The sequence below is a fragment of the Herbihabitans rhizosphaerae genome (assembly GCF_004216555.1).
Lineage (GTDB): Bacteria > Actinomycetota > Actinomycetes > Mycobacteriales > Pseudonocardiaceae > Herbihabitans > Herbihabitans rhizosphaerae.
In genome coordinates, this window is sequence record NZ_SGWQ01000015.1 from 112,631 (window position 1) to 135,610 (window position 22,980).

General features: G+C 70.0%; 22 protein-coding genes and 1 pseudogene. 10 read left to right on the forward strand and 13 right to left on the reverse strand.

What is annotated here, in order from left to right:
• Window positions 1-28 precede the first annotated feature (28 nt).
• From EV193_RS30335 to EV193_RS33555, 5 genes and pseudogenes are all read left to right on the forward strand, one after another.
• Complete coding sequence (locus EV193_RS30335) at window positions 29-2,311, forward strand: ATP-binding cassette domain-containing protein (RefSeq protein WP_207222866.1); 2,283 nt, start codon at window positions 29-31, stop codon at window positions 2,309-2,311.
• Window positions 2,308-3,153, forward strand: a complete 846-nt coding sequence (locus EV193_RS30340; protein WP_130348377.1) for a siderophore-interacting protein — start codon at window positions 2,308-2,310, stop codon at window positions 3,151-3,153. The genes EV193_RS30335 and EV193_RS30340 overlap by 4 nt, the downstream gene beginning before the upstream one ends.
• A pseudogene (locus tag EV193_RS34855) lies at window positions 3,035-3,448 on the forward strand (hypothetical protein); the annotation flags it as partial. The gene EV193_RS30340 and the pseudogene EV193_RS34855, both read left to right, overlap by 119 nt.
• The gene (locus EV193_RS34300; RefSeq protein ID WP_341273212.1) at window positions 3,444-3,674 is read left to right on the forward strand and encodes a 3-keto-alpha-glucoside-1,2-lyase-like domain-containing protein; all 231 of its coding nucleotides are present in this window, start codon (window positions 3,444-3,446) and stop codon (window positions 3,672-3,674) included. The pseudogene EV193_RS34855 and the gene EV193_RS34300, both read left to right, overlap by 5 nt.
• Window positions 3,675-3,943: 269 nt before the next feature.
• Window positions 3,944-4,444, forward strand: a complete 501-nt coding sequence (locus EV193_RS33555) for a hypothetical protein (RefSeq protein WP_165401556.1) — start codon at window positions 3,944-3,946, stop codon at window positions 4,442-4,444.
• A 60-nt stretch (window positions 4,445-4,504) separates the two neighbouring features.
• Here EV193_RS33555 and EV193_RS30355 read toward each other — a convergent pair whose 3' ends face one another.
• The 3 genes from EV193_RS30355 to EV193_RS30365 are packed head-to-tail and all read right to left on the reverse strand — an operon-like array spanning window position 4,505 to window position 6,692.
• Complete coding sequence (locus EV193_RS30355) at window positions 4,505-5,002, reverse strand: hypothetical protein (protein WP_130348380.1); 498 nt, start codon at window positions 5,000-5,002, stop codon at window positions 4,505-4,507.
• 14 nt (window positions 5,003-5,016) lie between these two features.
• Window positions 5,017-6,372: a putative T7SS-secreted protein gene (locus EV193_RS30360; protein WP_130348381.1), complete on the reverse strand. Its 1,356-nt coding sequence runs from the start codon at window positions 6,370-6,372 to the stop codon at window positions 5,017-5,019.
• Complete coding sequence (locus tag EV193_RS30365; RefSeq protein WP_130348382.1) at window positions 6,372-6,692, reverse strand: hypothetical protein; 321 nt, start codon at window positions 6,690-6,692, stop codon at window positions 6,372-6,374. The genes EV193_RS30360 and EV193_RS30365 overlap by 1 nt, the downstream gene beginning before the upstream one ends.
• Window positions 6,693-6,845: 153 nt before the next feature.
• Here EV193_RS30365 and EV193_RS30370 point away from each other — a divergent pair, with 153 nt between their 5' ends.
• On the forward strand, window positions 6,846-7,415 hold the full coding sequence (locus EV193_RS30370; RefSeq protein ID WP_130348383.1) for a hypothetical protein: 570 nt from the start codon (window positions 6,846-6,848) through the stop codon (window positions 7,413-7,415).
• 546 nt (window positions 7,416-7,961) lie between these two features.
• On the opposite strand, the gene EV193_RS30375 is transcribed toward EV193_RS30370, so the two are convergent.
• From EV193_RS30375 to EV193_RS30395, 5 genes are all read right to left on the reverse strand, one after another.
• Complete coding sequence (locus EV193_RS30375; protein ID WP_130348384.1) at window positions 7,962-8,816, reverse strand: DUF222 domain-containing protein; 855 nt, start codon at window positions 8,814-8,816, stop codon at window positions 7,962-7,964.
• A gap of 158 nt (window positions 8,817-8,974) precedes the next feature.
• On the reverse strand, window positions 8,975-10,180 hold the full coding sequence (locus EV193_RS30380) for an SWIM zinc finger family protein (RefSeq protein WP_130348385.1): 1,206 nt from the start codon (window positions 10,178-10,180) through the stop codon (window positions 8,975-8,977).
• A complete protein-coding gene (locus tag EV193_RS30385) occupies window positions 10,177-12,951 on the reverse strand; it encodes a DEAD/DEAH box helicase (protein WP_130348386.1) in 2,775 nt (924 codons plus the stop codon). The genes EV193_RS30380 and EV193_RS30385 overlap by 4 nt, the downstream gene beginning before the upstream one ends.
• 10 nt (window positions 12,952-12,961) lie before the next feature.
• On the reverse strand, window positions 12,962-13,789 hold the full coding sequence (locus tag EV193_RS30390; protein ID WP_130348387.1) for an ABC transporter permease: 828 nt from the start codon (window positions 13,787-13,789) through the stop codon (window positions 12,962-12,964).
• Window positions 13,786-14,754 (reverse strand): ATP-binding cassette domain-containing protein, encoded by a 969-nt coding sequence (locus EV193_RS30395; protein ID WP_130348388.1) that lies wholly within the window; start codon window positions 14,752-14,754, stop codon window positions 13,786-13,788. The genes EV193_RS30390 and EV193_RS30395 overlap by 4 nt, the downstream gene beginning before the upstream one ends.
• 85 nt (window positions 14,755-14,839) lie before the next feature.
• Between EV193_RS30395 and EV193_RS30400 the strand changes: the two genes are divergently transcribed.
• Window positions 14,840-15,607 (forward strand): TetR/AcrR family transcriptional regulator, encoded by a 768-nt coding sequence (locus EV193_RS30400; RefSeq protein ID WP_130348389.1) that lies wholly within the window; start codon window positions 14,840-14,842, stop codon window positions 15,605-15,607.
• Here the strand turns inward: EV193_RS30400 and EV193_RS30405 are convergent.
• The 5 genes from EV193_RS30405 to EV193_RS30425 form a co-directional block, all read right to left on the reverse strand.
• A complete protein-coding gene (locus EV193_RS30405; RefSeq protein ID WP_130348390.1) occupies window positions 15,597-16,439 on the reverse strand; it encodes an SRPBCC domain-containing protein in 843 nt (280 codons plus the stop codon). The two genes, EV193_RS30400 and EV193_RS30405, sit on opposite strands and share 11 nt — an antisense overlap.
• Window positions 16,436-16,765: an ArsR/SmtB family transcription factor gene (locus EV193_RS30410; protein ID WP_130348391.1), complete on the reverse strand. Its 330-nt coding sequence runs from the start codon at window positions 16,763-16,765 to the stop codon at window positions 16,436-16,438. The genes EV193_RS30405 and EV193_RS30410 overlap by 4 nt, the downstream gene beginning before the upstream one ends.
• 69 nt (window positions 16,766-16,834) lie before the next feature.
• The gene (locus EV193_RS30415) at window positions 16,835-17,818 is read right to left on the reverse strand and encodes a winged helix-turn-helix domain-containing protein (RefSeq protein WP_130348392.1); all 984 of its coding nucleotides are present in this window, start codon (window positions 17,816-17,818) and stop codon (window positions 16,835-16,837) included.
• A 137-nt stretch (window positions 17,819-17,955) separates the two neighbouring features.
• Complete coding sequence (locus EV193_RS30420; protein WP_278044231.1) at window positions 17,956-19,323, reverse strand: dihydrolipoyl dehydrogenase family protein; 1,368 nt, start codon at window positions 19,321-19,323, stop codon at window positions 17,956-17,958.
• 74 nt (window positions 19,324-19,397) lie between these two features.
• Window positions 19,398-19,964, reverse strand: coding sequence for a copper resistance CopC family protein (locus EV193_RS30425; protein WP_130348393.1), 567 nt, complete (start codon window positions 19,962-19,964; stop codon window positions 19,398-19,400).
• Window positions 19,965-20,357: 393 nt separating this feature from the next.
• Here EV193_RS30425 and EV193_RS30430 point away from each other — a divergent pair, with 393 nt between their 5' ends.
• Genes EV193_RS30430 through EV193_RS30440 form a run of 3 tightly spaced genes read left to right on the forward strand, consistent with a single transcriptional unit; the run spans window position 20,358 to window position 22,923 of the window.
• Window positions 20,358-20,996, forward strand: coding sequence for a hypothetical protein (locus tag EV193_RS30430; protein ID WP_130348394.1), 639 nt, complete (start codon window positions 20,358-20,360; stop codon window positions 20,994-20,996).
• Window positions 20,993-21,910, forward strand: a complete 918-nt coding sequence (locus tag EV193_RS30435) for a copper resistance D family protein (RefSeq protein WP_130348395.1) — start codon at window positions 20,993-20,995, stop codon at window positions 21,908-21,910. Before EV193_RS30430 ends, EV193_RS30435 begins: the two co-directional genes overlap by 4 nt.
• Window positions 21,911-21,936: 26 nt before the next feature.
• The gene (locus EV193_RS30440; RefSeq protein WP_130348396.1) at window positions 21,937-22,923 is read left to right on the forward strand and encodes a cupredoxin domain-containing protein; all 987 of its coding nucleotides are present in this window, start codon (window positions 21,937-21,939) and stop codon (window positions 22,921-22,923) included.
• The last annotated feature ends 57 nt before the right edge of the window (window positions 22,924-22,980 follow it).

The window sequence follows — 22,980 nt, forward strand, 5'->3', positions numbered from 1 at the left end:
AGTTTACAGCGTAAAGAGAAGGGTAGGTATGAGCGACACTCGATCGGTGCCCGCCGACAGCCACGACGTGATCGAGGTCCGGGGGGCGCGGGAGAACAACCTCACCGACATCTCGCTCGACATTCCGAAACGCAGGCTCACCGTGTTCACCGGTGTCTCCGGTTCCGGCAAGTCCTCGCTGGTGTTCGGCACCATCGCGGCCGAGTCGCGCCGGCTGATCGACGAGACCTACACGGCGTTCATCCAGTCGTTCATGGCCAGTCAGAGCCGGCCGGACGTGGACTCGCTGCGCAATCTGTCCGCCGCGATCATCGTCGACCAGGAGCGCATGGGCGCCAACGCGCGCTCCACCGTCGGCACCGCGACCGACGCCTACACGATGCTGCGAATCCTGTTCAGCCGCCTCGGAAAGCCCTACATCGGTCCGGCGCCCGCGTTCTCGTTCAACCAGCCGAGCGGCGGCATGTGCCCGGAGTGCGAGGGCCTCGGCCGGGTGTCCACGGTGAACCTCGAGGAGTTGGTGGATCGGAACCTCTCGCTCAACGAGGGCGCGATCACCGTCCCCAATTTCGGCCCGAACACCTGGTACCTGCGGATCTTCGTGGATTCGGGGCTCCTCGACCCGGACAAGAAGCTCGCCGAGTACACCGAACAGGAGTGGCAGGACTTCCTCTACAAGCCGGCCACGAAGATCTCCTCCGCCGGGGTGAACACCAACTACGAAGGCCTCGTGGTGAAGGTGAAGCGGCTGCTCCTCAACAAGGACCGGGAATCGATGCAGCCGCACGCGCGCGCGGTCATCGACCGGATCGCGACGTTCACCGACTGTCCGGAATGCGGCGGCACCCGGCTGAACCCGATCGCGCTGTCGTCCAAGATCGACGGCCGCAACATCGCGGACTGTGCCGGCATGCAGATCAACGACCTGGCCGACTTCGTCAGGAAGATCGACGACGACGGCAAGACCGGCCCGCTGCGCGAGACACTGCAGGGCACGTTGGACTCGCTGGTGGAGATCGGACTCGGCTACCTCAGCCTGGACCGCGAGTCCGGCACGTTGTCCGGCGGCGAGGCGCAACGGGTCAAGATGGTGCGCCACCTCGGCTCCAGCCTCAGCGACGTCACCTACGTGTTCGACGAGCCGACCGTCGGACTGCACCCGCACGACATCCAGCGGATGAACGATCTGCTGCTTCTGTTGCGGGACAAGGGAAACACCGTACTGGTGGTGGAGCACAAGCCGGAGACCATCGAGATCGCCGACCACGTGGTGGACCTCGGGCCCGGTGCCGGGCCGGCCGGCGGGCGGATCTGCTTCACCGGTTCGGTCGCCGACCTGCGCGCCTCCGACACGCTCACCGGCCGGCACCTCGATCACCGCGCGACGCTGCGGGAGAACCCGCGAACGCCGAGCGGTCACATCCCGATCACCGGCGCCACCCGGCACAATCTCAAGGACGTGAGTGTGGACGTCCCGCTCGGCGTGCTGACCGTGGTCACCGGTGTCGCCGGATCGGGGAAGAGTTCGCTGATCCACGGGTACCTGCCGCGGCGCAAGGACGTGATCGTGGTCGACCAGTCGGCGATCCGCGGCTCGCGGCGCAGCAACCCGGCCACCTACACCGGCCTGCTCGACCCGATCCGCACCGCGTTCGCCAAGGCCAACGGCGTGAAGGCGGCGCTGTTCAGCGCGAACTCGCAAGGCGCGTGCCCGAACTGCAAGGGCATCGGGCTGATCTACACCGATCTGGCGATGATGGCCGGCGTCGCGTCCGTGTGCGAGGAGTGCGAGGGCAAGCGGTTCACCCCCGAGGTGCTCGGATACACGTTGCGCGGCAAGAACATCAGCGAAGTGCTCGGCATGTCGGTGAGCGAGACGCGCGAGTTCTTCCCGTCCGGCGCGCCGAGAGTGATCCTGGACCGGATGTCCGACGTCGGGCTCGGCTACCTCGGCCTCGGCCAGCCGCTGACCACGCTGTCCGGCGGCGAGCGGCAGCGGCTCAAGCTCGCGATCCACATGGCCGAGAAGGGCTCGGTCTACGTGCTCGACGAGCCGACGTCCGGCCTGCACCTCGCCGACGTCGACCAGCTGCTGAGCCTGCTCGACCGGCTGGTGGACGACGGCAATACGGTGATCGTCATCGAGCACCACCAGGCGGTCATGGCGCACGCCGACTGGATCATCGACCTCGGGCCGGGCGCCGGGCACGACGGCGGCGAGGTCGTGTTCACCGGCACGCCCGGCGAGCTGGTGGCCTCGGCCGGCACGCTCACCGCGCGCCACCTGCGCGAGTACGTGGGCACGTCGTGAGCGAGCGGCAGCCGGTGCGGCTGATCACCGTCCGGTCGGCGCGGCGGGTGACTCCACGCATGGTCCGGGTCACCTTCGAGGCCGGCGATCTGCCGAGTTCCGTCACGGACGAGCCGGACCAGCAGGTGAAGCTGTACATCCCCCGGCCCGGCCAGCGCGAGCCGGTCATGCCGACAGCCGACGGCGACTTCATGTCGTGGTACCAAGCATTCGCGGCGATCCCGGACGGCGAGCGGCCGTGGATGCGCAGCTACACACTGCGGGGCCTGGACGCCGCCGCCGGCACCGTGGACGTCGATTTCGTCATCCACGAGCATGCCGGCCCGGCCACCAGGTGGGCGATGTCCGCGGCACCGGGTGACGTGCTGGCGATGTTCGGGCCGTCGGCGACGTTCGCGCGGCTGGTGCCGCTGAGCGAGTCGATCACCTCGGCCGACCACGTGCTGATCGCCGGCGACGAGACGGCGCTGCCGGCGGTTGGCACGATCCTCGAGTGGCTGCCGGCGGGTACCCGTGTGACGGCGTATCTGGAGGTGGTGGACGCCGCCGAGCACCAGGTGTTCACCACCCGGGGCGAGGTCCACCTGCGGTGGGTGCACCGCGGCGACGGGTCACTGGTCGAGGCGGTGCGGCGGGCCGATCTGCCTGACGGTTCGGTGTTCGCCTGGCTCGCCGGGGAGGCCGGCACGGTCCGCGAACTGCGCCGGCACCTGGTCGATCGAGGTGTGCCCAAGCACGCGATCGAGTTCACCGGCTACTGGCGCGCCCGACTCACCCAGGACGACGCGCCGACCGAGCAGGACCTGGCCGACGCGCGCGAACGCCTGCCCGACGCCCCCTGACCTCGCGAGTCCCGCGCCCCGCACCAGCGAGTCCCGCGCCCTGCACCAAGTACGCGATCCGGGACTGGCCCGCGTGGTCGACGTGATCGGCAGTCACTACCCGGGTGGCCAGGTGCCGGCCGAGGCGCACAAGTCCGGCAAGCCGGTGTGGTCATCGGAGGACGGCCCGTGGACCGACAAGTGGAACGACTTCGTCGGCGGTGCGCACAACGCGCTCGGCAGCACGCACAACACCAACTACGTCGACGGAAACAGTGGATTGATGCGGGCGAACGAGCCGTGGTCCAGGCATTTCCAGGTCACCTCACCGAACGCAACCGGCTCGTCAAGGGCACGCCGTGCTGCCGGCCAACCAGTGGCACACGATCCGAATACCGTTGCGCGGCAACAATATTCAGGTGTTCATCGACGGGACGAAGGTCGGCGAGGCCACCGAGTCGGCCTACGCACGCGGCCGCACCGGCATCGGCACCGGATGGAACCGAGTGCGGTTCGACGACTTCTCCGTGACCCCCGGATGACAGTTCGAACATCCCGTGTCAGCAGACCAAGACCACCCGATCATGTGGCATGTCGCTCTCCAACGGGTGACAGGCGCGGTCGGCTACCCCGTCCTGGTCGCGGCCGGTGATCAAGCGTCACCCATCCGACTGGGCACGGGCTCGTCTATTCGTGGACGACCGGGACGGACCTGACAGAAGGTCAGATGACTGACTCCGTCCGGCCCTGCACGGTGCTCCGAGAGTGGTAACGATGCAGGTCAGAGGGGTTCAGTCGAAGAGGAGCGAAGATGCGCAAAGGATTCTTGAGAATTGTCGCCGCCGTGACGGCCGCGAGCGCGATCGCCATGTCGGGGGCCGCGATGGCACAGGCCGACACGTCCCCGCCCGCGACGGCGGCACAGCAGGACGCCGCGACTGTTCAGCGCATGCACGACGAGCTGAAGGCCGCGGGCGACAACAAGGACCTGGCCGGCTTGGAATCCAAGCTCGCCGAGTTGCGCCCGGTCCTGAGTGGGCTCGCCGCCAAGCCGCTGCCCAAGAGCACGCAGGACCAGGTCGGCGTCGCCACCCAACGGGCCAACGAGTTGGAGGGCCAGATACCCCAGGCTCGGATGTCCACTGACCCGCTCGGCCTGCTCGGCGGCTTGCTGTCGGCGCTGCTGTCCGCCCTGCTCGACCTGGTGTCGAGCCTGCTCGGCGGCGGTCTTCCGGTTCCGGTACCGCAGCTGCCCGTCCCGACACCGCCATTGCCGGTGCCGACTCCGCCGCTGCCGGTTCCGACACCGTAACGGCACGAACTCGACGGGCCCGGCACACCGCACGCGTGCCGGGCCCGTCGTCGTGAATCCTCAGGCGACGCTGGAGCCGGCCGGGCGCACGCTGCGCACGAAGTCCTGGAAGTCGGGGAACACGGTCTCCAGCTGCGACGGCCGGCAGGTCAGCACCAGCTCGATCACCGCGCGCTTGTCCGGGTCGTCCACGTCGACCATCGACACGAAACCCTGACACTGCACCAGTTCCATCGACTGGCTGTGCACGGTGGCGCCGAGATCGAGCACCTGGCTCAACCCGGGCGACTCCGGCGAGCCGGCCTCGACGCGCTTGCGCACGGACACCGGCACGTCGGCGCCCTCCAGCCGGCTCACCGACTCGTCGGCGATCTCGATCATGGTCTGCTCCGGCGGACGAATCTGGCCGGTGATCGTGATGTTCGCGGTGAAGCGATCCACCGAGGCCGGGTGCACCGCCACGAACGCGGCCAGGACCGCGCCGACCGAGTTCGGCGGTACCGATTCCCACCCCTCGGGCAGCGAGAACTCGATGCGGACCGGCAGTTCGGTTGCCATGCAATGCTCCAGTGTCAGTCGAACGGATTGAGCTTGTCGGCGACATCGCCGACCGTGTCCACGACCTCGCCGGGGTCGACGGTGATCTCGAAGCCGATCTTGCCACCGACCCCGAGACCGACTCCGGCCTCGGCGCCGATCGTCCACTTGCCGTCTTCACCCTTGCCGATGGTCGCATTCGCCTCGGCGCCGACACCGACCCAGCCCTCGGCCTTCGCACCCGCGCCGACCCCGCCGACGTCACCGTGTACCTCGGCCTCGGCCCGGCCGCCGGCGAACGCGTTCACGCCGGCCTTGATGCCGTCCTTGCCGATCGACGCCTCCGCGCCGGCCTCGGCGCCGATGTACCCCTTGACCGAACCGCCGACCTCGGCGTACCCGTAGCGCGCCGAGCCCTTGGCCTCACCGCTGACCAGGTACGCGCCGGCCTTCGCGTCCGCGTACACGCCGTCCTTGCTGACACCGGCCGACCAGCCGGCGTCCGCGGACAGCGCCTTGATTCCCGCCTCACCCATCAGGGTGACGTTGCCGACCTGAGTGGCACCCTTCGCGTCCGCCTTGAACAGGCTGGCCTCGGTGTTGCCGCCGAACACCGTGACCTTGACGTCCGGGCCCTTCTTGTCGCCGGCGTTCTCGTCGAACTTGTGCCCCCACTGGCCGTACTTGCCGAATTTGCCCTTCTTGCCCTGGGCCTTCTGCGCCTTGTCGATCCAGCTGTCGGTCTTTTTGATGTCGATGGCGGCCTTCTGCGGGCCCTTCTTCTCGACGAACCTCGCCGGGTGGGCAAGCCAGTCCGGTGTGTTCTTGCCCTTGCCGCCGTGCTTTTCGATCTCCTTAGCGTGCGCGTCGCCGGCCTTACCGAGCTGGTCCTTCGCGCGTTCGAGGATTGCGGAGGCCTCCTTGCGCAGCGCGATTCCCGGATCGGTGAACGCACCGCCGTTCGGCTTGGGTCCGTTGGGGCTGCCGATCGGTGCGTCGGGGTCCACGCCGGGAGAGAATGTTCCGCCCTTGGCAGCGAACTCCTCGGCCGCCTTCTTGGTCGCCTGCTCCCCCGCGTCCCATTTCGCGATCGCCTCGCGGGCTTGGCCTTGCGCCCAGGTCAGCGAGGACACGTGCCCGTCGAGCGCCTTGGCGGCGGAGTCCAGGGAATCATGGCCGAGCTTCCAGTTGCCCTTCTCCGGGGTGAACTTCTCCCAGAACCCGTTGCTGGCCTGCCCGTCCCAGGCGGAAATGCGAACCGCGCCGAGGTCCTCCCCGACGCCTTTCAGCAGATCGGCTTTCTTGCGCAGGTCGTCGGCCGCGTTGGCGACCGCCTCCGGATTACCCGGAATCAGCTCTTTCGGATCGTCGGTCTGCCCGAGTGCGGCCATCAGTTGCCTCCCGGAACGGGCGACGGGCCCGGCTGCGGATTCGGCAGGCCTTCCTTGGCGCGCTGATCGGTCTCGACGTAGGTTCTGGCGATTCCCTCGAGGGTCTCACCGGCGTTCGCGGACCGGCTCTGCAGGATTTTCTTCGCGAGTTCCCAGGTCGTGCAGAAACTGGCGATGGTCTCGGCGACCTTGCCGTGACCGTAGGAGTCGCTCTTGCCGCTGACGTCCTCCAGGTTGGTGTCGTCCGCCTTGCCGATCGCCGTGGAGATCGCGCCGGCAGCCGTGTTGAGCTGCTCAGGGATCACTCCGTAACCGTCCATCCAGCCCCGCCCGCCTTCCGCCCGCGTGGACAGCCATCACGTGACCACGCTCCGACGTCGTTTGTATCGATCTGGTTCCCCCGATCGGAGTGGCAACTTCTGGGGGGGTTCGTGCGATAGCCAGTTGTGGAAGTGAACTGGGACTCTCTGGCAGTGCGCGCGTTCGAGGCGCGCGAGCGGCATCCGCGCGTGGTCGCGGCGGCTCTCGGCATGCTGACCAGCACCGTGCTCACGGTGATTCTGTGGTGGGGGCGCATGCCGACCGGGTGGGGTCTGGTGATCGCGCTGGTGCTGTGGCTCGTGTTCGCGAGCGTGTTCGCGGCGGTCACGTCCAAGCAGATCGAGCGGTTCGGGCCGGTGTTCCCGTCCGGCCGCTCCCGGGAGACGCGGGTGACGATCCGGCGGGCCGTGCGCCGTGGTGAGCCGGTGACCGACCGTGACCTGGCCTACGGCGTCGACTTTCACGCCGATGTCGTGCTCGCCCGGCCGTGTCATCCGGTGGCGGTGGCGGTCACCGGCGTGGTGTGCCTGATGGCCGGCGTCGGGTTCATGCTGTTCGTGGAGGGGTGGGACAAGAGCGCGGGCCCGCTGCTGCTGGTGCTGGCCGGTGCGCTGATGCTGGTGACGGCGCCGGCCGAGTTGTCACTGCGCCGTGGTGCGGTCGCGGCACAGCGGCAAGCGGCGGCGGTGCTGTACGCCAAGCACGAGCGGCCGATGAGTTGAGCAGCTGGGACGACACGCAGGCATGCGGTGACCGAGCCGCCAGCCACTTGACAATCACATGATCTTCTGCCTGCGTACTTTAGCCCGCTAAAGTCCGGTGACCAGGACAAAGGCGCAGGTCAGGCGAGATCAACAACGGGCGCGACCGTGGAGACCACACGCGTTTGGGCATCGTGCTGGGGTGCGGTCACCCTCACGGCTACCCGATCACGCGGACAGACGGTTCAGTAGGGCGGCGGGTCTGGGTCGGCGATGGGTTGGGCGCGGACGGTGGTTTTGTGTCCGAGTGGGCTGCGGGTGATGACGGTGTCGGGTGGGGTTGTTCGACGTGCCAGCCGGGCTTCTCCTTGCAGAGGTTGTGGCGTTCGCAGCGTGGGTTGAGGTTGCACAGGCAGGTGCGGCCGTGGTCGGTGTGGCGGAGGGTGTGATCGATGTGGCATCGGGTGGCTGGTCTGTCGCATCCGGGGTGGGTGCATCTGCGGAATCGCAATCGGATGTTTTCGGCCATCGCGGCGGGTGGATAGCGTTTCCTGCCGACGTCGGTGATCATCCCGGTTGGTGGGTCGTAGAGTATTCGTCGCCAGGTGGTTTTCTTGTCGGCCGCGAGTTCCCGCACGACGTGCGCGGGGAGTATGTCGACGCCGAAGAGTTCACCCGGCTTGTCACCCACACAATGGTTTTGATGTGTGACTGGTTCTCGCCGCAGAAGTGGTCGACGGCGGTGTCGAATCGCAGATTATCGAGACTGCGGGTGTCGCCTTGTTGCTTCAACCGTCGGGCGTGTTGGTCGATCCGCAGGTAGGCGGGGTAGAGCTGTTCGACAGGTCCCCGGATGCCGAGGAAGGCTTCGCCGTCGTCGTCCTGCTTGAAGGTGACACACCGGTCCTTGCGGCGCACCAGGCGGCGTTGTTCGGCGCCGTCGGGGTCGACCTTGTTCACCCAGTAGCGCACCTTGCGCTGAAACGGGGTGTAGTAGTCCGGCGGATCCGCCAACACACCAGCTTCCACCAGGGCGGCGTGCTCATCCGACAGCGGCCGGGTGACCTCGTACATCGCCCGGGCTTTCGCCCAATCGATCTCGCCCCGGGCGAGCGCGGACAGGGTCTGCGGGAGGCGGGTCACCAGCGCCTCGGCCATCGTCACCTGATGCGAAGCGTGCCCGGGTGACCACTTCAACGCCTGCCCGATCTCCTCGGACACGTTCTCGACTCCATCGCGCAGTTGGTTGTACTGGGCGAGTAGCCGAACCTCATCAGCACACAACGCGGCTTTGTCGCGCTCGACGTTTTCCAGCTCCGCTACCGTGCTCGCCTCATCCGGCGTAAACGGCCCATCGGAGAAATCGAACTCAGGCTCGCCAAATTCTCGAGGCGCGGTTGCGAGAACCGCGTCCCAAGACATTTCCTCACCTATTACCAACACACCACAATTCTATCGGACTATCCACGAAAATGGCGTCCCCCATTCCGGTGGCAAGCTGGTCGCCCTGACACCTCCACGATGTCCAACCACGAGAGGGCGACCAGCGCGGCAGCCCAAAACGCACAAAGCGCACTAATTCAAGAAAGATCACCCGAGTCGGCGATCAGGTCAGCAAGCACAGCGCCAGCCTCAGCGTCCGGCGAGCCGGCGGGCAGCCACCCCTGATCCGCCCGCCGGTACGGGTACCAGCGGCGGTCACGGCCGTACCGCAGCTGCACGTCCCCGGCCGTCCACCAGTTGTCCGACCGCGAGAATTCCGGCGGTGAGTCCACTTCCGACAACGCGTCGGCCAGCGCGGCGGCCGCTCTGGCGCGCTCAACACCATCCGGCGTCCACGGCGTGTCCCAGGTGGACAGTCCAGCCGCGCCACCGTTTCTCCAGGCAAGCACGGCGACGTCGAAGTCCTCCCCCACGGCCGGCCGCAGCCTGGCGCGCAGCACCGGATCGCCATCCGACGCCGCAAGCCGCACCGCGTCGGCGCGCACGTCGAGCGGCTCAAGCGAGCCGGCGGCGAGCAGAGCACGCGCACGCGAGGCGGCGTCAGACACCAGCAGCCGCAGTCCGTCCGGGTCCACCCCGGGGGCGGCGGCGAACGGCGGCACCGCCAGCGAACCGTCCACAGTGGACGGTGGAGCCGGCAGCGCGGCGGGCGTCGCGGCGTAGGCCTCGGCGGCAGGTGTACCGGGTACCCGAACCTCGGGCTCGGCGTGCGCGATGTTGCGACTGCGCAGCTCGTCCAGCAACTCCGACTCGGCGCGCCCCCGCAACAACAGCAGCACGAACGGATCGGCGTCCATCAGCCAGGCGACCTGATAGCAGAGCGCGGCCGCGTGCTTGCACGGCAGCTCCCAGCCGGCACAGTCGCACTCCGGCTCCAGATCACCGATCCCGGGCAGCAGGCGCACCCCGGCGTCGTCGGCGGCCGACACGAGATCGCGCGGCATGTCCCGGTCCAGCAGCGCCGCGATGTGCCCAGCACGGCCGGCCACCTGGTCGAGAAAGCGCTCCCACTCGACGTCGGACAGCTCATCGAGAGTCACCCGCGTTGCGTACGGCCCGTCGTCGGCGTCGTACACCGTGGCGGCGATCCGGCCAGGGCTGACCGTGATCGTGTCGACCTGCCCGGCGGTGGCGAACTTGCGGCCACGGCGCAGTTGCTCGAGGTCCAGCGAGGTGTCCTCCAGCGCCTGCACCCACGCCTGCCCCCACCACGACAGCGCGCGCCGGTTCATCCGCTTGCCGGCGGGGAACGCCGGGAAACCCTTGACCCGGTCAGTGTTCACGGCGTGCTCCTCAACTCGACGAGGTTGGCCAGATCGGCGTCGGACAGCTCGGTCAGCGCGGCGTCACCGGAGGCGAGCACGGCGTCGGCCAGCTCCCGTTTCGACTCCAGCATCGCGGCGATCCGGTCCTCCACGGTGCCTTCGGTGATCAGCCGGTGCACCTGCACCGGGCGGGTCTGCCCAATGCGGTACGCGCGGTCGGTGGCCTGCGCCTCGACCGCCGGGTTCCACCACCGGTCGTAGTGCACGACGTGGTCGGCGCGGGTCAGGTTCAACCCGGTGCCGGCCGCCTTGAGCGACAGCAGGAACACCGGCACCTCGTTGTCCTGGAACCGTTGCACCATCGATTCCCGTTGTGGCACAGGGGTTCCACCGTGCAGGAACAAGGTCGGCACACCCCGCTCGGCCAGGTGCCGTTCGAGCAGCCGGGCCATGCCGACGTACTGGGTGAACACCAGCGCGGAGCCACCCTCGACCAGGATCGTCTCCAGCAGCTCGTCCAGCAGCTCCAGTTTGCCGGAGCGCCCGGCCAGCCGTCCGGTGTCCTCCTTGAGGTACTGCGCGGGGTGGTTGCACACCTGCTTGAGCGCGGTCAGCAGCTTGACGATCGCACCGCGCCGCGCCATGCCGTCGCTGTCACGGATCTCGGCCATCAGCTCGCTGGTCACCGCCTGGTACAGGGCGGCCTGCTCCGGAGTGAGCGACACCGGCTGGTCGGTCTCCGTCTTGGCCGGCAGTTCGGGCGCGATGCCGGGGTCGGTCTTCTTGCGCCGCAACAGGAACGGGCGCACCAGCGAGGCGAGTCGGCGCGCGGCGGCGCCGCCCCGGTCGGTCTCGATCGGGGTGGCCCAGCGCGTCCGGAACTCGGTGAGCGTGCCGAGCAGACCGGGCGTGGTCCAGTCCAGGATCGCCCACAACTCGGAGAGGTTGTTCTCCACCGGGGTACCGGTGAGCGCGACGCGGGCCGAAGCCGGGATCACCCGCAGCGCCCGCGCGGTGGACGAGCGCGGGTTCTTCACGTGCTGCGCCTCGTCCGCGACGAGCATGCCCCAGCCTTGTCCCGCAAGGGTTTCCGCGTCCAGCCGCATGGTGCCGTAGGTGGTGAGTACGAAGCCTGCGTGCCCGCCGGCACTGGAGGCATCAGTGAGCCCGTCGAGCGTGCGGCCGGGCCCGTGGAACCGGCGCACCGGGACACCGGGCGCGAACCGGTTGATCTCCCGCTCCCAGTTGCCGAGCAGCGACGCCGGGCACACCACCAGGGTCGGCCCCTGCCCCGGACGCGAACTCAGATGCAGGTGCAGGGAGATCAACGTGATCGTCTTGCCGAGGCCCATGTCGTCGGCGAGGCAGCAGCCGAGCCCGAGCGAGGTCATCCGGGCCAGCCAGCGCAGGCCGCGCAACTGGTAGTCGCGCAGGGTGGCGGCGAGCCCGTCCGGCGGCCCCACCTCGTCGCCATCGTCCGGCTGGGAAAGCTTGTCCCGCAAGGATTCCAGCCATCCGGTGGGTGCCACCTCGACCTGCTGGCCGTCCACCTCGGCGGTGCCGGTCAGCGCGGCGGACAGCGCGTCGATCGCGGTGAGCGGCTTGGCCGCCCGCTCCCGCGCGCGCCGGATCAGGTCCGGGTCGACCAGCGCCCACTCCTCGCGCAGCCGCACCACCGGCCGGGTCGCGTCGGCCAGGGCGTCCAGCTCCGCCTCGGTCAGCGCGGACCCGCGCAGCGCGACCTGCCAGTCCACGTCGAGCAGCGCGCCGCCGGAGAAGAACGCCGGCATATCGGACGGCGCCGGCTCCGTGCCGAGGCTGACCCGAGTGCTCAGCTCGCGGGTCAGCTCACGCGGCCAGTGCACGTCGACGCCGGCAACGGCCAGGCTGGACGCGGCGCCGGACAACAGCTCGGTGACCTCCTCGTCGGTCAGCACGAGTTCGTCGGGCACGGCGGCGCGCAGCAGCGACTCCAGCGGCGGCCACACCCTGGCCGCGCGCCGGACCGCCATGATCGTGTCCACTGTGGACTCCTGGGTGAACCCGGGCGCGCCACTGGCCCACAGATCCCTGGCGTCGGCGACCCGGCTGGGGTCGGCCAGGTCGTGCACCTGCACTACGGCGCGGAAGCCCGCGGTGGCGAGATCGTCGCCGGTGGGTTCCATGCGCAGGGAGATCCGCACCCCGCGGTCGACGCCCGCGCCGGTCTCGATGGCCCACCGGCGCAGCTCCGGCACCGGGGTCGGCTCGACCGCGGCGAACGCCGGCCCACCGGCGGCCAGCGCGGCGGCCGGGGTGCGCGGCATCGTATCGGCCACGGCGTCCACAAAGGACCGGAGCAGCGCGGACGCGGCCGGCAGCGTGTCCCCCGATCCGTCCGCGGACACCGGGACGGCGCGCGCCATGGCCGGCATCGCGGCGGCCAGCGCGGCCAGGTGTTCGAGATCGGCGGCGTCCAGCGGGCCGGCCCGCCACGCGTCCACGTCGCCGTCGGACACGCCGGGCAGCAGCCGCCCGCGCGCGACGAGATGCAGCGCGGCCTCGGTCACCGCACGCCAGAACGCGACGGTCGGGTGCCCGCCCGCACCCAGGAGAACAGGCAGCGCGTCGGCCACAGAGAGCCGGACGGCGGGGACCGTACGAGTGCGTACGGTCCCCGCCGAATCGGGAATGGCGACGGTCAGGTCACCCTGCTCGTCCGAATCGGGCCGCCAGAAGGCGACCGTTCCGGCGCGTGGCGGGTCCGACGGTTCGAACACCACCGCGCAGTTCGCCAAATCCCGTGTCATGCATCTCCGTTCACCGACTCAACCGCTGGTAGCGCCGCACGGCCAGCGGGAAGAACACCACCGTGATCAACACCGGCCACAGCACCGCCATCAGGATCGAGTGTTGCGCGATCCACGAGTCCCCGCCGATACCCGGATTGCCGAACAGCTCCCGGACGGCGGACACCGTGGACGACAACGGGTTCCACTCCGCGATGGTTCCCAGCCAGTTCGGCATGGTCTCCGGCGGGGCGTAGACGCTGGTGAGAAACCCGAGCGGCCACACCAGAATCTGCACCGCCGCCACCGACTCCGGATTCGGCAGCATCAGGCCGAGGTAGATGCCCAACCACAGCAGCGCGAACCGCAGCAGCAACATCAACCCGAACGCGGCCAGCGCGAGCCCGATGCCGCGGTTGATCTTCCAGTCGACCGCCAGCCCGCAGGCCACCAGCGCCACGAGCGTGATCACCGACATGAGCATGTCCGCGGTGGCGCGCCCGAGCACCACCGCCGACGGCGACATCGGCATCGAGCGGAACCGGTCGGTCACGCCCTTGGACTTGTCCTCGGTGATCGCCATGATGGTGGACTCCAGGCTGAAGAACATCATCAGCACGAGCATCCCCGGCAGCAGGAACTCGCGGTAGTTCCCGCCGCCCGGCACCGACATCGCGCCACCGAACAGGTAGCCGAACACCAGCACCAGCATCACCGAGAACGCGAGGTTGACGATCAGCGCGACCGGTTGGCGGATCCAGTGGATGATGTCCCGCCGGGTGACCGTCCACCCGTCGGCCAGGGCCCAGCGCAGGCGACCGAGCGGGCTGCTCGGCGGTGCCGGAGCGACCATCGTCATGCCGCCACCTCTTCCTTCTTCTCGGCGCGGTGGCCGGTCAACTGGAGGAACACCTCGTCCAGCGTCGGCCTGCGCAGGCTGATGTCCTCCGCCTCGATGCCCGCGTCGGAAAGCGCGCGCACCACCTCGGTCAGCGCGGCCACCCGGTCCGACACCGGCGCGCTCACCGTCCGATCGTCCACAATGGACTCGACCTCGCCGGTCGCCACCTTGGCCACGATCCCCACGACCGTCTCGAGGTGGGCCGGCGTGCGCAGCACCACCTCGATCCGGTCACCGCCGATCGTGGACTTGAGCTGGGACGGCGGGCCCTCCGCGATCACCTTCCCGGTGTCGATCACGGAGATCCGGTCGGCGAGTTGGTCGGCCTCGTCCAGGTACTGCGTGGTGAGCAGCACCGTGGTGCCGGCCGCGACCAGTGCGCGCATCGCCTCCCAGACCTCGTTGCGGCCGCGCGGGTCGAGCCCGGTGGTGGGCTCGTCCAGGAACAGCACGGCCGGGCGGAGGATCATCCCGGCGGCGAGGTCGAGCCGCCGCCGCATGCCGCCGGAGTAGCTCTTCACCGCCTTGCTTCCGGTGTCGGCGAGCCCGAAGTAGTCCAGCAGCTCGTCCGCGCGCCGGCGGGCCACCGCCGGCCCGAGGTGGTAGAGCCGCCCGAACATCTCCAGGTTCTGCCGCCCGCTGAGCACCTCGTCGACGGCCGCGCTCTGCCCGACGAGCCCGATCTTCGCCCGCACGAGCGCGGGTTGCCTCGCCACGTCCAGGCCGGCGACCTCGGCTCGGCCGCCGTCGAGGCGGAGCAGGGTCGCGAGGATTCGCACCGCAGTGGTCTTCCCCGCGCCGTTCGGTCCGAGCAGCCCGTGCACGCTGCCCGGCGCCACGCTCAGATCGAAGCCGTCGAGCGCCCGCTTCTCGCCATAGGACTTGATCAGTCCTTCAGCGAGCACCGCTGGTTGGTCGACCATGCCACCTCCGTAAACTTTGTACGCTGTACGACCAGTCCGTACACTGTACCGTACGACGTACGGAATAGGCAAAGAGGAGGCGACGTTGGCTGCTGTCACGAGTGGAAGCGGGGATCCCGTGCGCACGCTTGCCCTGCTGTGGCGCACGAAGGACGCGCCGTCCAGAGGGCCGAAACCCGGGCTGAGCGTGGACGCGATCGTGTCCGCGGCGATCCAACTGGCCGACACCGAGGGGCTCGGCGCGCTGTCCATGCGCAAGGTCGCCGACAAGCTGGGTGTCGGCACCATGTCGCTGTACACCTACGTGCCGGCGAAGGCCGAGCTGATCGACTGCATGGTGGACACCGTGTCCACCGAGACCGAGCGGCCCGAGCACACCGGCGGCTGGCGGGCGCGGCTGGAGCAGGTGGCGCGGCAGAACTGGGACCTCTACCACCGCCACCCGTGGCTGCTGCAGGTGGTGATGAGCCGGCCGGTGATCGGACCCGGCGTGATCGCCAAGTGGGACTACGAGCTGCGCGCGATCGACGGGCTCGGCCTCGACGAGGTCGAGATGGACGGCGTGCTGAACGTCGTGCTCGCGCACGTGGAGGGCGCGGCACGGGCCAAGCTGCAGACCGAGCAGACCGAGCGCGACAGCGGCATGACGCTGGACCAGTGGTGGGCCGCGAGCGCGCCGGTGCTTGAGCGAGTGATGGACGAGAGCGCCTTCCCGGTGGCGAGCCGGGTCGGATCGGTGACCGGCGAGAAGTACGCCAGCGCCTACCCGCCCGACCACGGCTTCGCGTTCGGCCTGGAGCGCGTGCTGGACGGCGTCGCGGTCCTGGTCGAGGCCAGATCGGCTAGCGCTTGAGTCCGTGCACGGCGGCGAACAGCTCATCGACCCGGCGCCGCCACGCGTCGGCGACATCGGCCGCGGCGCCGGTGTGCGTCACGGTGACCACGTAACCCGCGGTGGACTCGGTGATCTCCCAACGGATCCGGCCGTCGGTGGCGGTGTCGCACTCCAGCACGGTCGGCCGCTCGGCGGTGGTCACCGTGGCCGCGCCGAGTTGGTCCACGATCGCGAACTGGGGCGCGGGCTCGCCGGGAGCCGCGCCATCGCCGGTGAGCACCTGCCACACCTGCTCGGCCGGCGCCCACACCAGGTCGCGCCGCACCCGGACCTCCCGCTCGGTCACCTCGGGCTCGCCGACGCCGAACTTGTCGATGTAGGACTGGATCCCGGCCATCACCTCCTCGCGCGGTGTCGGCTCCACGGTCGCGCCATCCAGCCGCGCGACGAACAGGCGCAGGCACTCGTCCCAGCCCGCCGCGTTCCGGCCGGCCGCGAGCACCCCGCCGGTGGACTCGCTGATGGTCTGGGTGAACACCAGCAGCGTGCCCTCGCCGTCCGGCACGAGTTCCCACCGCAGCATGTCCTCGCCCCAGGTGTAGGCGAACACCTTCGGCTCGTCGACCTCGACCACCTCACCCTCCGTCACCTCCGGCGGGTCCTCCTCCATGAAGGTGAACGTGATCGGCGCGCCGGCCCGCGGTTCGGTCTCCAGCACGGCGGGGAACCAGTGCTTCAGCTCCTCCGGCCGCGTGATCGCGCGCCAGACCTTCGCCGGCGGGTGCGCCAGCCGCCGCTCGAACCGCAGCACCGGCTTGCCGGCGATGGTCTCCAACAACGCGTCACTCATGATCCGCTCTCCTCGGGGTCGTCGGGCATCGTGTCCAGGTGTCGCTCCAGGGCGTCCAGGTGCTCGTCCCAGAGCCGGCGGTACGGCGCGAGCCACGCCTCCAGCTCGCGCAGCGGCTCGGCGCGCAAGCGGTACCAGCGGCGCTGGGCGTCCGTGCGGACCTCGACCAGCCCGGCCTCGCGCAGCACCCGCAGGTGTTTCGACACGGCGGGCTGACTCAGCGCGAGCCGCTCCACCAGGTCGCCGACCGGCCGTTCGCGGGCGCGCAGCAGGTCGAGGATCTCGCGGCGGCGCGGCTCGGCCAGCACCTCGAACGTACTTACCATGCAAGCTATATAACCATAGCGACATGTACACGGTCCAGCCTTGGCCCGACTCGTCCAGCCGTCGATGTTCTAGTGGGCGTCGCCGAAGAGCATCGCGTCGCCGAGCGGGGTCAGCGCGTGCACCACACTGCTGCCGTCCCGGTTGCTGGCGATCAGCCCGGCCCGGCGCAGCACCGTGGCGTGCTCACTGGCCGTCGCCGCGGACACGCCCAGCCGCTCGGCCAGCTCGCTCGTGCTGGACGCGGACGACAGCGCGATCAGGGCCTTCGCCCGGGTGCGTCCGAGCAGATCGGCCAGCGCGTCACCGCGGACCGGCTTCTCCGCCCGCTCGTTGCGCAGCGCCGCCGGGTACACCACGACCGGCGGCAGATCCGAGTCGGCGAGCGCCACCGGGTTGCCCCAACAGAAGTAGGTCGGGACCAGGCGCAGGCCCCGGCCGTTGAGGTACACGTCCTTCTCGACCGGATACCGGCCGCTGAGCACCGGCGGGTTCCAGTGCAGCGACGGCTCCAGCGACGACAGCATGCCGTGCACCCCCCAGGCTCTCTGCGCCCGCTTTCTTGCCGAGTGGTCGGCGTCCACGTGCGCCTCGACGCCCGACCATTCCGGAGCGATCAGCGCGTCGTGCACCAGCCGCACCGCTTCGGTCAGCTCGTCGAGCGCCTCCTGCTCCCCCGCGGCGAGCGCGCCGGACCAGCGCGGCAGCGGCCGGATGCGCGCACGCTGGGCCACCTCGCCGCGCAGCCGGTGTCTCGGCGTGCGGCGCAGCGCGTCGAGCCCGGCGTCCAGCCCGTCGACCGCCTCCGGCGGGGTGAGGAAATCCGGGAAGTAGGCCAGCGGCGGCGCCAGCGTGTGCACCATCCCGACAGCCGCTTTCGGCACCGCGGTACCGATCTTCGGGCGCGCGTGACGCTTCCACTCGGCGTACACCGGCGCGACGCGAGCCGGTGTGCACAGCTTCTGCAGACCGAGCACGGTCTCCCAGAGCGGGTCCGGCGCGTCGGAGACGTAGGTGCGCGCGTAATCCGCCTCGGTGAAGTGAATGCGCAGCATTCGTCAGCCCCCGCTCCCCGCTCAGCCGCCTTCCCCGGTTAGCTTGCCCCTTACGACGGTCCGTTGTCGAGGCTGGTTCCTACGTAGAGGTCACGCGAACTGGGCGAATGCACGGCAGCCCCAGTTCGCGCAACCTCTTACCCAAGGTCAGCCAGGGCCGACTCGATCGCCCGGTGGAAGGTCGGATAGGCGTAGATCATCTGCTGGAGCGTGGCGGTCGGCACCTTGGCGTGCACCGCGACCGCCAGCGCGCCGAGCACCTCGCCACCGGTCGGCCCGACCGAGGTCGCGCCGACGAGCACGCCCGCGTCGGCGTCCTCGACCAGTTTGATCAACCCCTCGTTGCCGGCCTTGTGGATCCAGCCGCGCGTCGAGGACGGGATCCGCGCGATCCCGGTGCGCACGGTCAGCCCCTGTTTCTTCGCGTCCGCCTCGCTCAGGCCGACCGAACCCACCTCGGGATCGGTGAAGGTCACCCTGGGCACCGCGCGGTAGTCGGCCGGCTCCGCGTGCCGGTCGAGGATGTCCGCGACGGCGAACCGCGCCTGGTACATCGACATGTGCGTGAACGCGCCCTCGCCGGTGATGTCGCCGACCGCCCACAGCCCGTCGGCCGCCCGCATCCGACCGTCCACCGCGAGCGTGCGCGCGCTCTCGTCCACGCCGTACGCGCCAACGCCCAGCGCGGCCAGGTCCACCGTGCGGCCGGTGGCGATCAGAAGCCGTTGCGCGGACAGGGTTTCCGAGTCGCCGAGGTGCACGGTGAACTCGTCGCCGGCATGCTCGATCTTGGACGCGGTCACGCCGGCGCGCACGGCGATCCCCGCCTCGCGGAACACCTCGGTGAGCAGTTCGCCGGCCTCCGGCTCGTCGCGGGGCAGCAGCCGCTGCGCGCCCTGGACCACCGTGACCTGGGCACCGAACCGGGCGAACACCTGGGCCAGTTCGCAGCCGACCGGTCCACCGCCGAGCACGATCAGCGAGCGCGGGACCTCCTCGGTCCGCACGGCGTCCCGGTTCGTCCAGAACGGCGTGCCGGCGAGCCCCTCGATCGGTGGCACCGCGGGGTCGGTCCCGGTGTTGAGCACCACGCCACGACGCGCCCGCAAGACTTGCTCACCGTCCGATGTGGACACTGTGACCTCGCGCGGCGCGGTGATCCGGCCCGTGCCCCGGACGAACGTGCCGCCGATGTCGGTGAACCGGCGCACCGCGACCGTGTCGTCCCAGTCGTCGGTGGCCTCATCCCGGATGCGTTTGGCGACCGGCGCCCAGTCGGCATGGACGTCGGCGCTGCCGGCCAGTTCGCCGACCCGGCCGGCCTCGGCCAGCGTGTGCGCCGCGCGGATCATCATCTTCGTTGGCACACAAGCGAAGTACGGGCACTCGCCGCCGACCAGCCGCGACTCGACGCCGACTACCCTCAGCCCGGCGCGAGCCAGTTGGGCGGCCACCTCCTCGCCACCAGGCCCCATTCCCACGACTACGACGTCGACCTCTGTCACGAGTCTCCCCTTCTCCGGCGGTCACTGGCCTGTCCAGCCCACCACAGAGGCGATCGCCGTGCAGCACGCCGGTGCTACCGGGCGACGCGGAACGCCACGAACAGTCCGGCGATCAGGAGCACCCCCGCGCCGGCCAGCCACACCCACAGCGGAACGCCGCTGTCGGCCGGCTGTTCGGCGGCCGGCGCGGCCTGGGGTGCTGGGGCGGGCACCGGGGCGGCGGCGGGTGCCGCGGCGACGGGTGCCACCGGTGCGCCGCCGGCGAGGGTGAACGCCAGCGTGCCGGAGACGGGGTGGCCGTCGCCGGAGACGATGCGGTAGTTCACCGTGTACTTGCCGGGCGCGGCGAGCGGCCGCAGCGGTGCGGACACCACGGCGCCCTCGACCACCGCCTTGCCGGCCTCGCCGCGCGCGCCGTCCGGCCCGAGTACCGCGATCTCGGCCAACCGGTTCTCCACCGGCCCGTTGAACGTGAGGGTCACCCGGCTGGGTGCGGCGGCCACGGTCTCGTCGGCGGCCGGCGAGGACGACGTCAGCACGTTGTGCGCGGCACCCTGGGAAACACCGGGGAAAATGGCGAGCCAGCCGATCGCCGCGACGGCGGCCGCACCGAGAATCCGAACAATTCCGCTCCGCGCCATTCCAGGCCTCCAGCCGTGTCGTCGAGTTCGAATCGACGGCCACGCTAGCCAGCCACAATTTCTGGGGTGTTAACAATTGCTCACCGGCCGAGCAGGCGACACAATTCGACACGCGCGCGAAACACGTCCGGTCGTCGCGGGCCCACGCTGCCAGGGACGACTACGGATCGTCACTCGATGGCGCCGGATGGACGCTCGAAAGATCCACCGAACGGCGGTATCTGTGACACCAGGCGCACATCCGCGCGCCGACCTCGGTGTGCGCAGGTTTACCCCGGCGTCACGGATCGATCACCGGTCGTAACGCGAACTCTGCTCTACTGTGCCGCGTTGATCACGACAATACCCGTGAATGGCACCGTGTATCCGAAAATCGGTAGGGGGATGGAATCCGTGACCACCGCGCAGACGTCCGGCCGTATTCTGCGGCGTGAGCACATTGTCGCGGCGACACTAGTCGGCGCGGTTGTCGTGGTGCTCGGATTCGCGTCCGGAATCGGAGTTCGACAATCCCAGGCGTCCGGCACGCAGCCGCCGCAGCAGGCCGCACCCGGCAACACTCCGGGAAATGAACCGCCCCTGCCGCAAGCGCCGCCAGAAGCACCGCCACAGATACCGCTGCCCGGCGAGCAGCCGCTTCCGGTCGTGCCGATCGCGCTGCCGCCGCAGACCGTGCCGATCGTGACGCCGGTGCCGACGGTGCCGCCGTCAGTGCCCGAGCCGTCGCCGGGCCCGCCGCATAACCACCCGAGCCCGCCGCCCGGTTCGCCTACGCCACCGCCGCCGGGGCCGCCGCCCACACCGCCGTGCCAGCCCGGCTGGGTGCCGGTGTGGCTGGACACCGCGACCGGCACCGTCCAGCAGCTCCCGTTGCTCGGCGGGCTGGCCGGCGGCCTGCTGTCGGTGCTGCCGCTCCCCTCCGCCACCGACCCGTCCGCTCTGCCGCCGGGCACCCCGCTGGACCAGTTGCTGCTCACCTGCGAGCCCGCGCCGCCGGCACCACCCGTCCCGGCGACCGACCCGCCGCGATGACCACGATCAGCAGCGCCCGCGCGGTCTACGTCCTCGCCAGGGCCGTCGACTACCTCGGCACCGCGGTGTTCCTCGGCGGGCTGGTGTTCCTCGCGCTCGTCTGGCCGGCCGGCGCCGCGGTCCGCTCGGCGCGGCGGCTGGTGGTGATCGGCTGGTTCCTCGGCATGATCGGCACGGTCACCGCGATCGGGCTGCAGGGCGTGTGGGCGACCGACCGTCCGATGGCCGACGTCCTGAGCGCCGATCTGCTCGGCCAGGTGCTCGATCTGCGGTTCGGCCAGGTCTGGTTCGCCAAGGCGCTGCTGTGGGTGCTCGCCGGTGTGGTGCTCGCCGATCTGTTGGCCCGCAAGGAGAACGCCGCGCGGTCGGTGCCGTGGCGGGTCGGCGCGGGCGCGGTCGGGCTGGGTCTGTTGCGCGCCACCGGAATGACCGGCCACATCGCGGAGGCCGGCGGCACCTGGTGGGCCCAGCTCGCGGACCTCGTGCACCAGTGCGCGATCAGCGTGTGGATCGGCGGCCTGGTGATGCTGCTGCTCGGCGTGCTGCCCCGGCGCCAACCCGACGAGCTGCACACCGTCGTCCCCCGGTACTCGCGGTTCGCCATGTTCTCCGTACTGGCGATCGTCTCGACCGGCGCGCTGCTCGGCTGGCAGGTGCTCGGCGGTATCGACCCGCTCACCACCACCGACTACGGCCGGCTGCTGCTGATCAAGGTCGGCCTGCTCGGTGTGGTGCTCGCCGCCGCGTTCGCCAGCAAGACCTGGGTCGACCGCCGGCTCGACCTCGCCGTCGCACGCGACGGGGACGTCCGGACCGTGCGGCCGTTCGTGTTCTCGGTCGCGGCCGAGACCGTCGTCGTGATCTTCGTTCTGATCGCGGCGAGCCTGCTCGTCACGGCCAGCCCCGGCCGCTGACGTCTCCACAAGAAGGGAGTTCCCGGATGGACCCGTCCGATCGCACTACACCGCAGGGTGAGAGCCCTCCACCGAACGCCGCGCGCAGGCGTTGGCTGCCGGCGGTGGCCGTCGTCGCGCTCGCGACGTCCCTGGTCACGCTGGCCGGGCTGGGCAGCTCCGGCGCACCCGGCGGCGCGGCCGAGACGCCGGTCGCGGTCGGCCTCGCGGCCGGCCAGGGGCAGCAGCTCGCCGGGGCCCAGCCGGCGCAGGTCGCCGTGGCACCACAAGCCGCGGTCCCGGCTGCCGCACCGGTGCGGGTTGCCCAGGCGCCCGCCGCCCGTGCGGCCGCCGCGCCGAAGGCGACCACCGTGATCATCATGAACTACAAGTACTCGCCCGAGGCGCTGACCGTGGCCGCGGGCGACACGGTGACCTGGACCAACCACGACAGCGCTCCGCACAACGTCGTGATCACGTCCGGGCCGGAGCGGTTCACCTCGCCGACTCTGCAGACCGGCCAGTCCTTCAGCCACACGTTCACTGTGGCGGGCGCGTACTCGTACTACTGCTCGCTACACCCGGACATGAAGGCGACGGTCACCGTGCAGGGCTCCGGCACGACGCCGCCGACCAACCCGCCGACCAATCCCCCGACCAACCCGCCCGGCGGCACGCCGCCGTCGGACTGTGTCACCAAGCAGGCCCTGTCGACGTTCCTGGCACACATCAAGACGGCGCACCTGGAGCGGTCACCGCTGGAGCAGGTGACCGACATCCTCGCGCTGGACCAGTACGTCAAGTCGCACACCGTGTGGCTGACGCAGGTGCTCGACCCGGTGTTCAGCGGAGGGGCCGATCAGCTCGTGAAGGACACGCTCGCGCCGGTGCTCGCGCACATCAAGGCGGCGCACCTCGAGCGGTCACCGTTCGAGCAGGTCAACGACATTCTGGCGATCGACCAGTACGTCAAGTCGCACACCGTGTGGCTGGAGTCCGTGGTCGCGCCGCTGGCCGGCCAGCTCACCTGCTGATCACGCGGCGGTGGTCCGGCCGAGGACAAGTCGGCCCGGACCACCGCCCTCATTCTC

Excerpts from the sequence above, each read along its gene's own strand:
- EV193_RS30395 (WP_130348388.1), bottom strand. The coding sequence starts at position 14,754 with ATGGTCGACCAACCAGCGGTGCTCGCTGAAGGACTGATCAAGTCCTAT.
- EV193_RS30360 (WP_130348381.1), bottom strand. The coding sequence starts at position 6,372 with ATGGCCGCACTCGGGCAGACCGACGATCCGAAAGAGCTGATTCCGGGT.
- EV193_RS30385 (WP_130348386.1), bottom strand. The coding sequence starts at position 12,951 with ATGACACGGGATTTGGCGAACTGCGCGGTGGTGTTCGAACCGTCGGAC.
- EV193_RS30390 (WP_130348387.1), bottom strand. The coding sequence starts at position 13,789 with ATGACGATGGTCGCTCCGGCACCGCCGAGCAGCCCGCTCGGTCGCCTG.
- EV193_RS30375 (WP_130348384.1), bottom strand. The coding sequence starts at position 8,816 with ATGTCTTGGGACGCGGTTCTCGCAACCGCGCCTCGAGAATTTGGCGAG.
- EV193_RS30440 (WP_130348396.1), top strand. The coding sequence starts at position 21,937 with ATGGACCCGTCCGATCGCACTACACCGCAGGGTGAGAGCCCTCCACCG.
- EV193_RS30410 (WP_130348391.1), bottom strand. The coding sequence starts at position 16,765 with ATGGTAAGTACGTTCGAGGTGCTGGCCGAGCCGCGCCGCCGCGAGATC.
- EV193_RS30365 (WP_130348382.1), bottom strand. The coding sequence starts at position 6,692 with ATGGACGGTTACGGAGTGATCCCTGAGCAGCTCAACACGGCTGCCGGC.
- EV193_RS30405 (WP_130348390.1), bottom strand. The coding sequence starts at position 16,439 with ATGAGTGACGCGTTGTTGGAGACCATCGCCGGCAAGCCGGTGCTGCGG.
- EV193_RS30355 (WP_130348380.1), bottom strand. The coding sequence starts at position 5,002 with ATGGCAACCGAACTGCCGGTCCGCATCGAGTTCTCGCTGCCCGAGGGG.
- EV193_RS30425 (WP_130348393.1), bottom strand. The coding sequence starts at position 19,964 with ATGGCGCGGAGCGGAATTGTTCGGATTCTCGGTGCGGCCGCCGTCGCG.
- EV193_RS30335 (WP_207222866.1), top strand. The coding sequence starts at position 29 with ATGAGCGACACTCGATCGGTGCCCGCCGACAGCCACGACGTGATCGAG.
- EV193_RS30435 (WP_130348395.1), top strand. The coding sequence starts at position 20,993 with ATGACCACGATCAGCAGCGCCCGCGCGGTCTACGTCCTCGCCAGGGCC.
- EV193_RS30415 (WP_130348392.1), bottom strand. The coding sequence starts at position 17,818 with ATGCTGCGCATTCACTTCACCGAGGCGGATTACGCGCGCACCTACGTC.
- EV193_RS33555 (WP_165401556.1), top strand. The coding sequence starts at position 3,944 with ATGCGCAAAGGATTCTTGAGAATTGTCGCCGCCGTGACGGCCGCGAGC.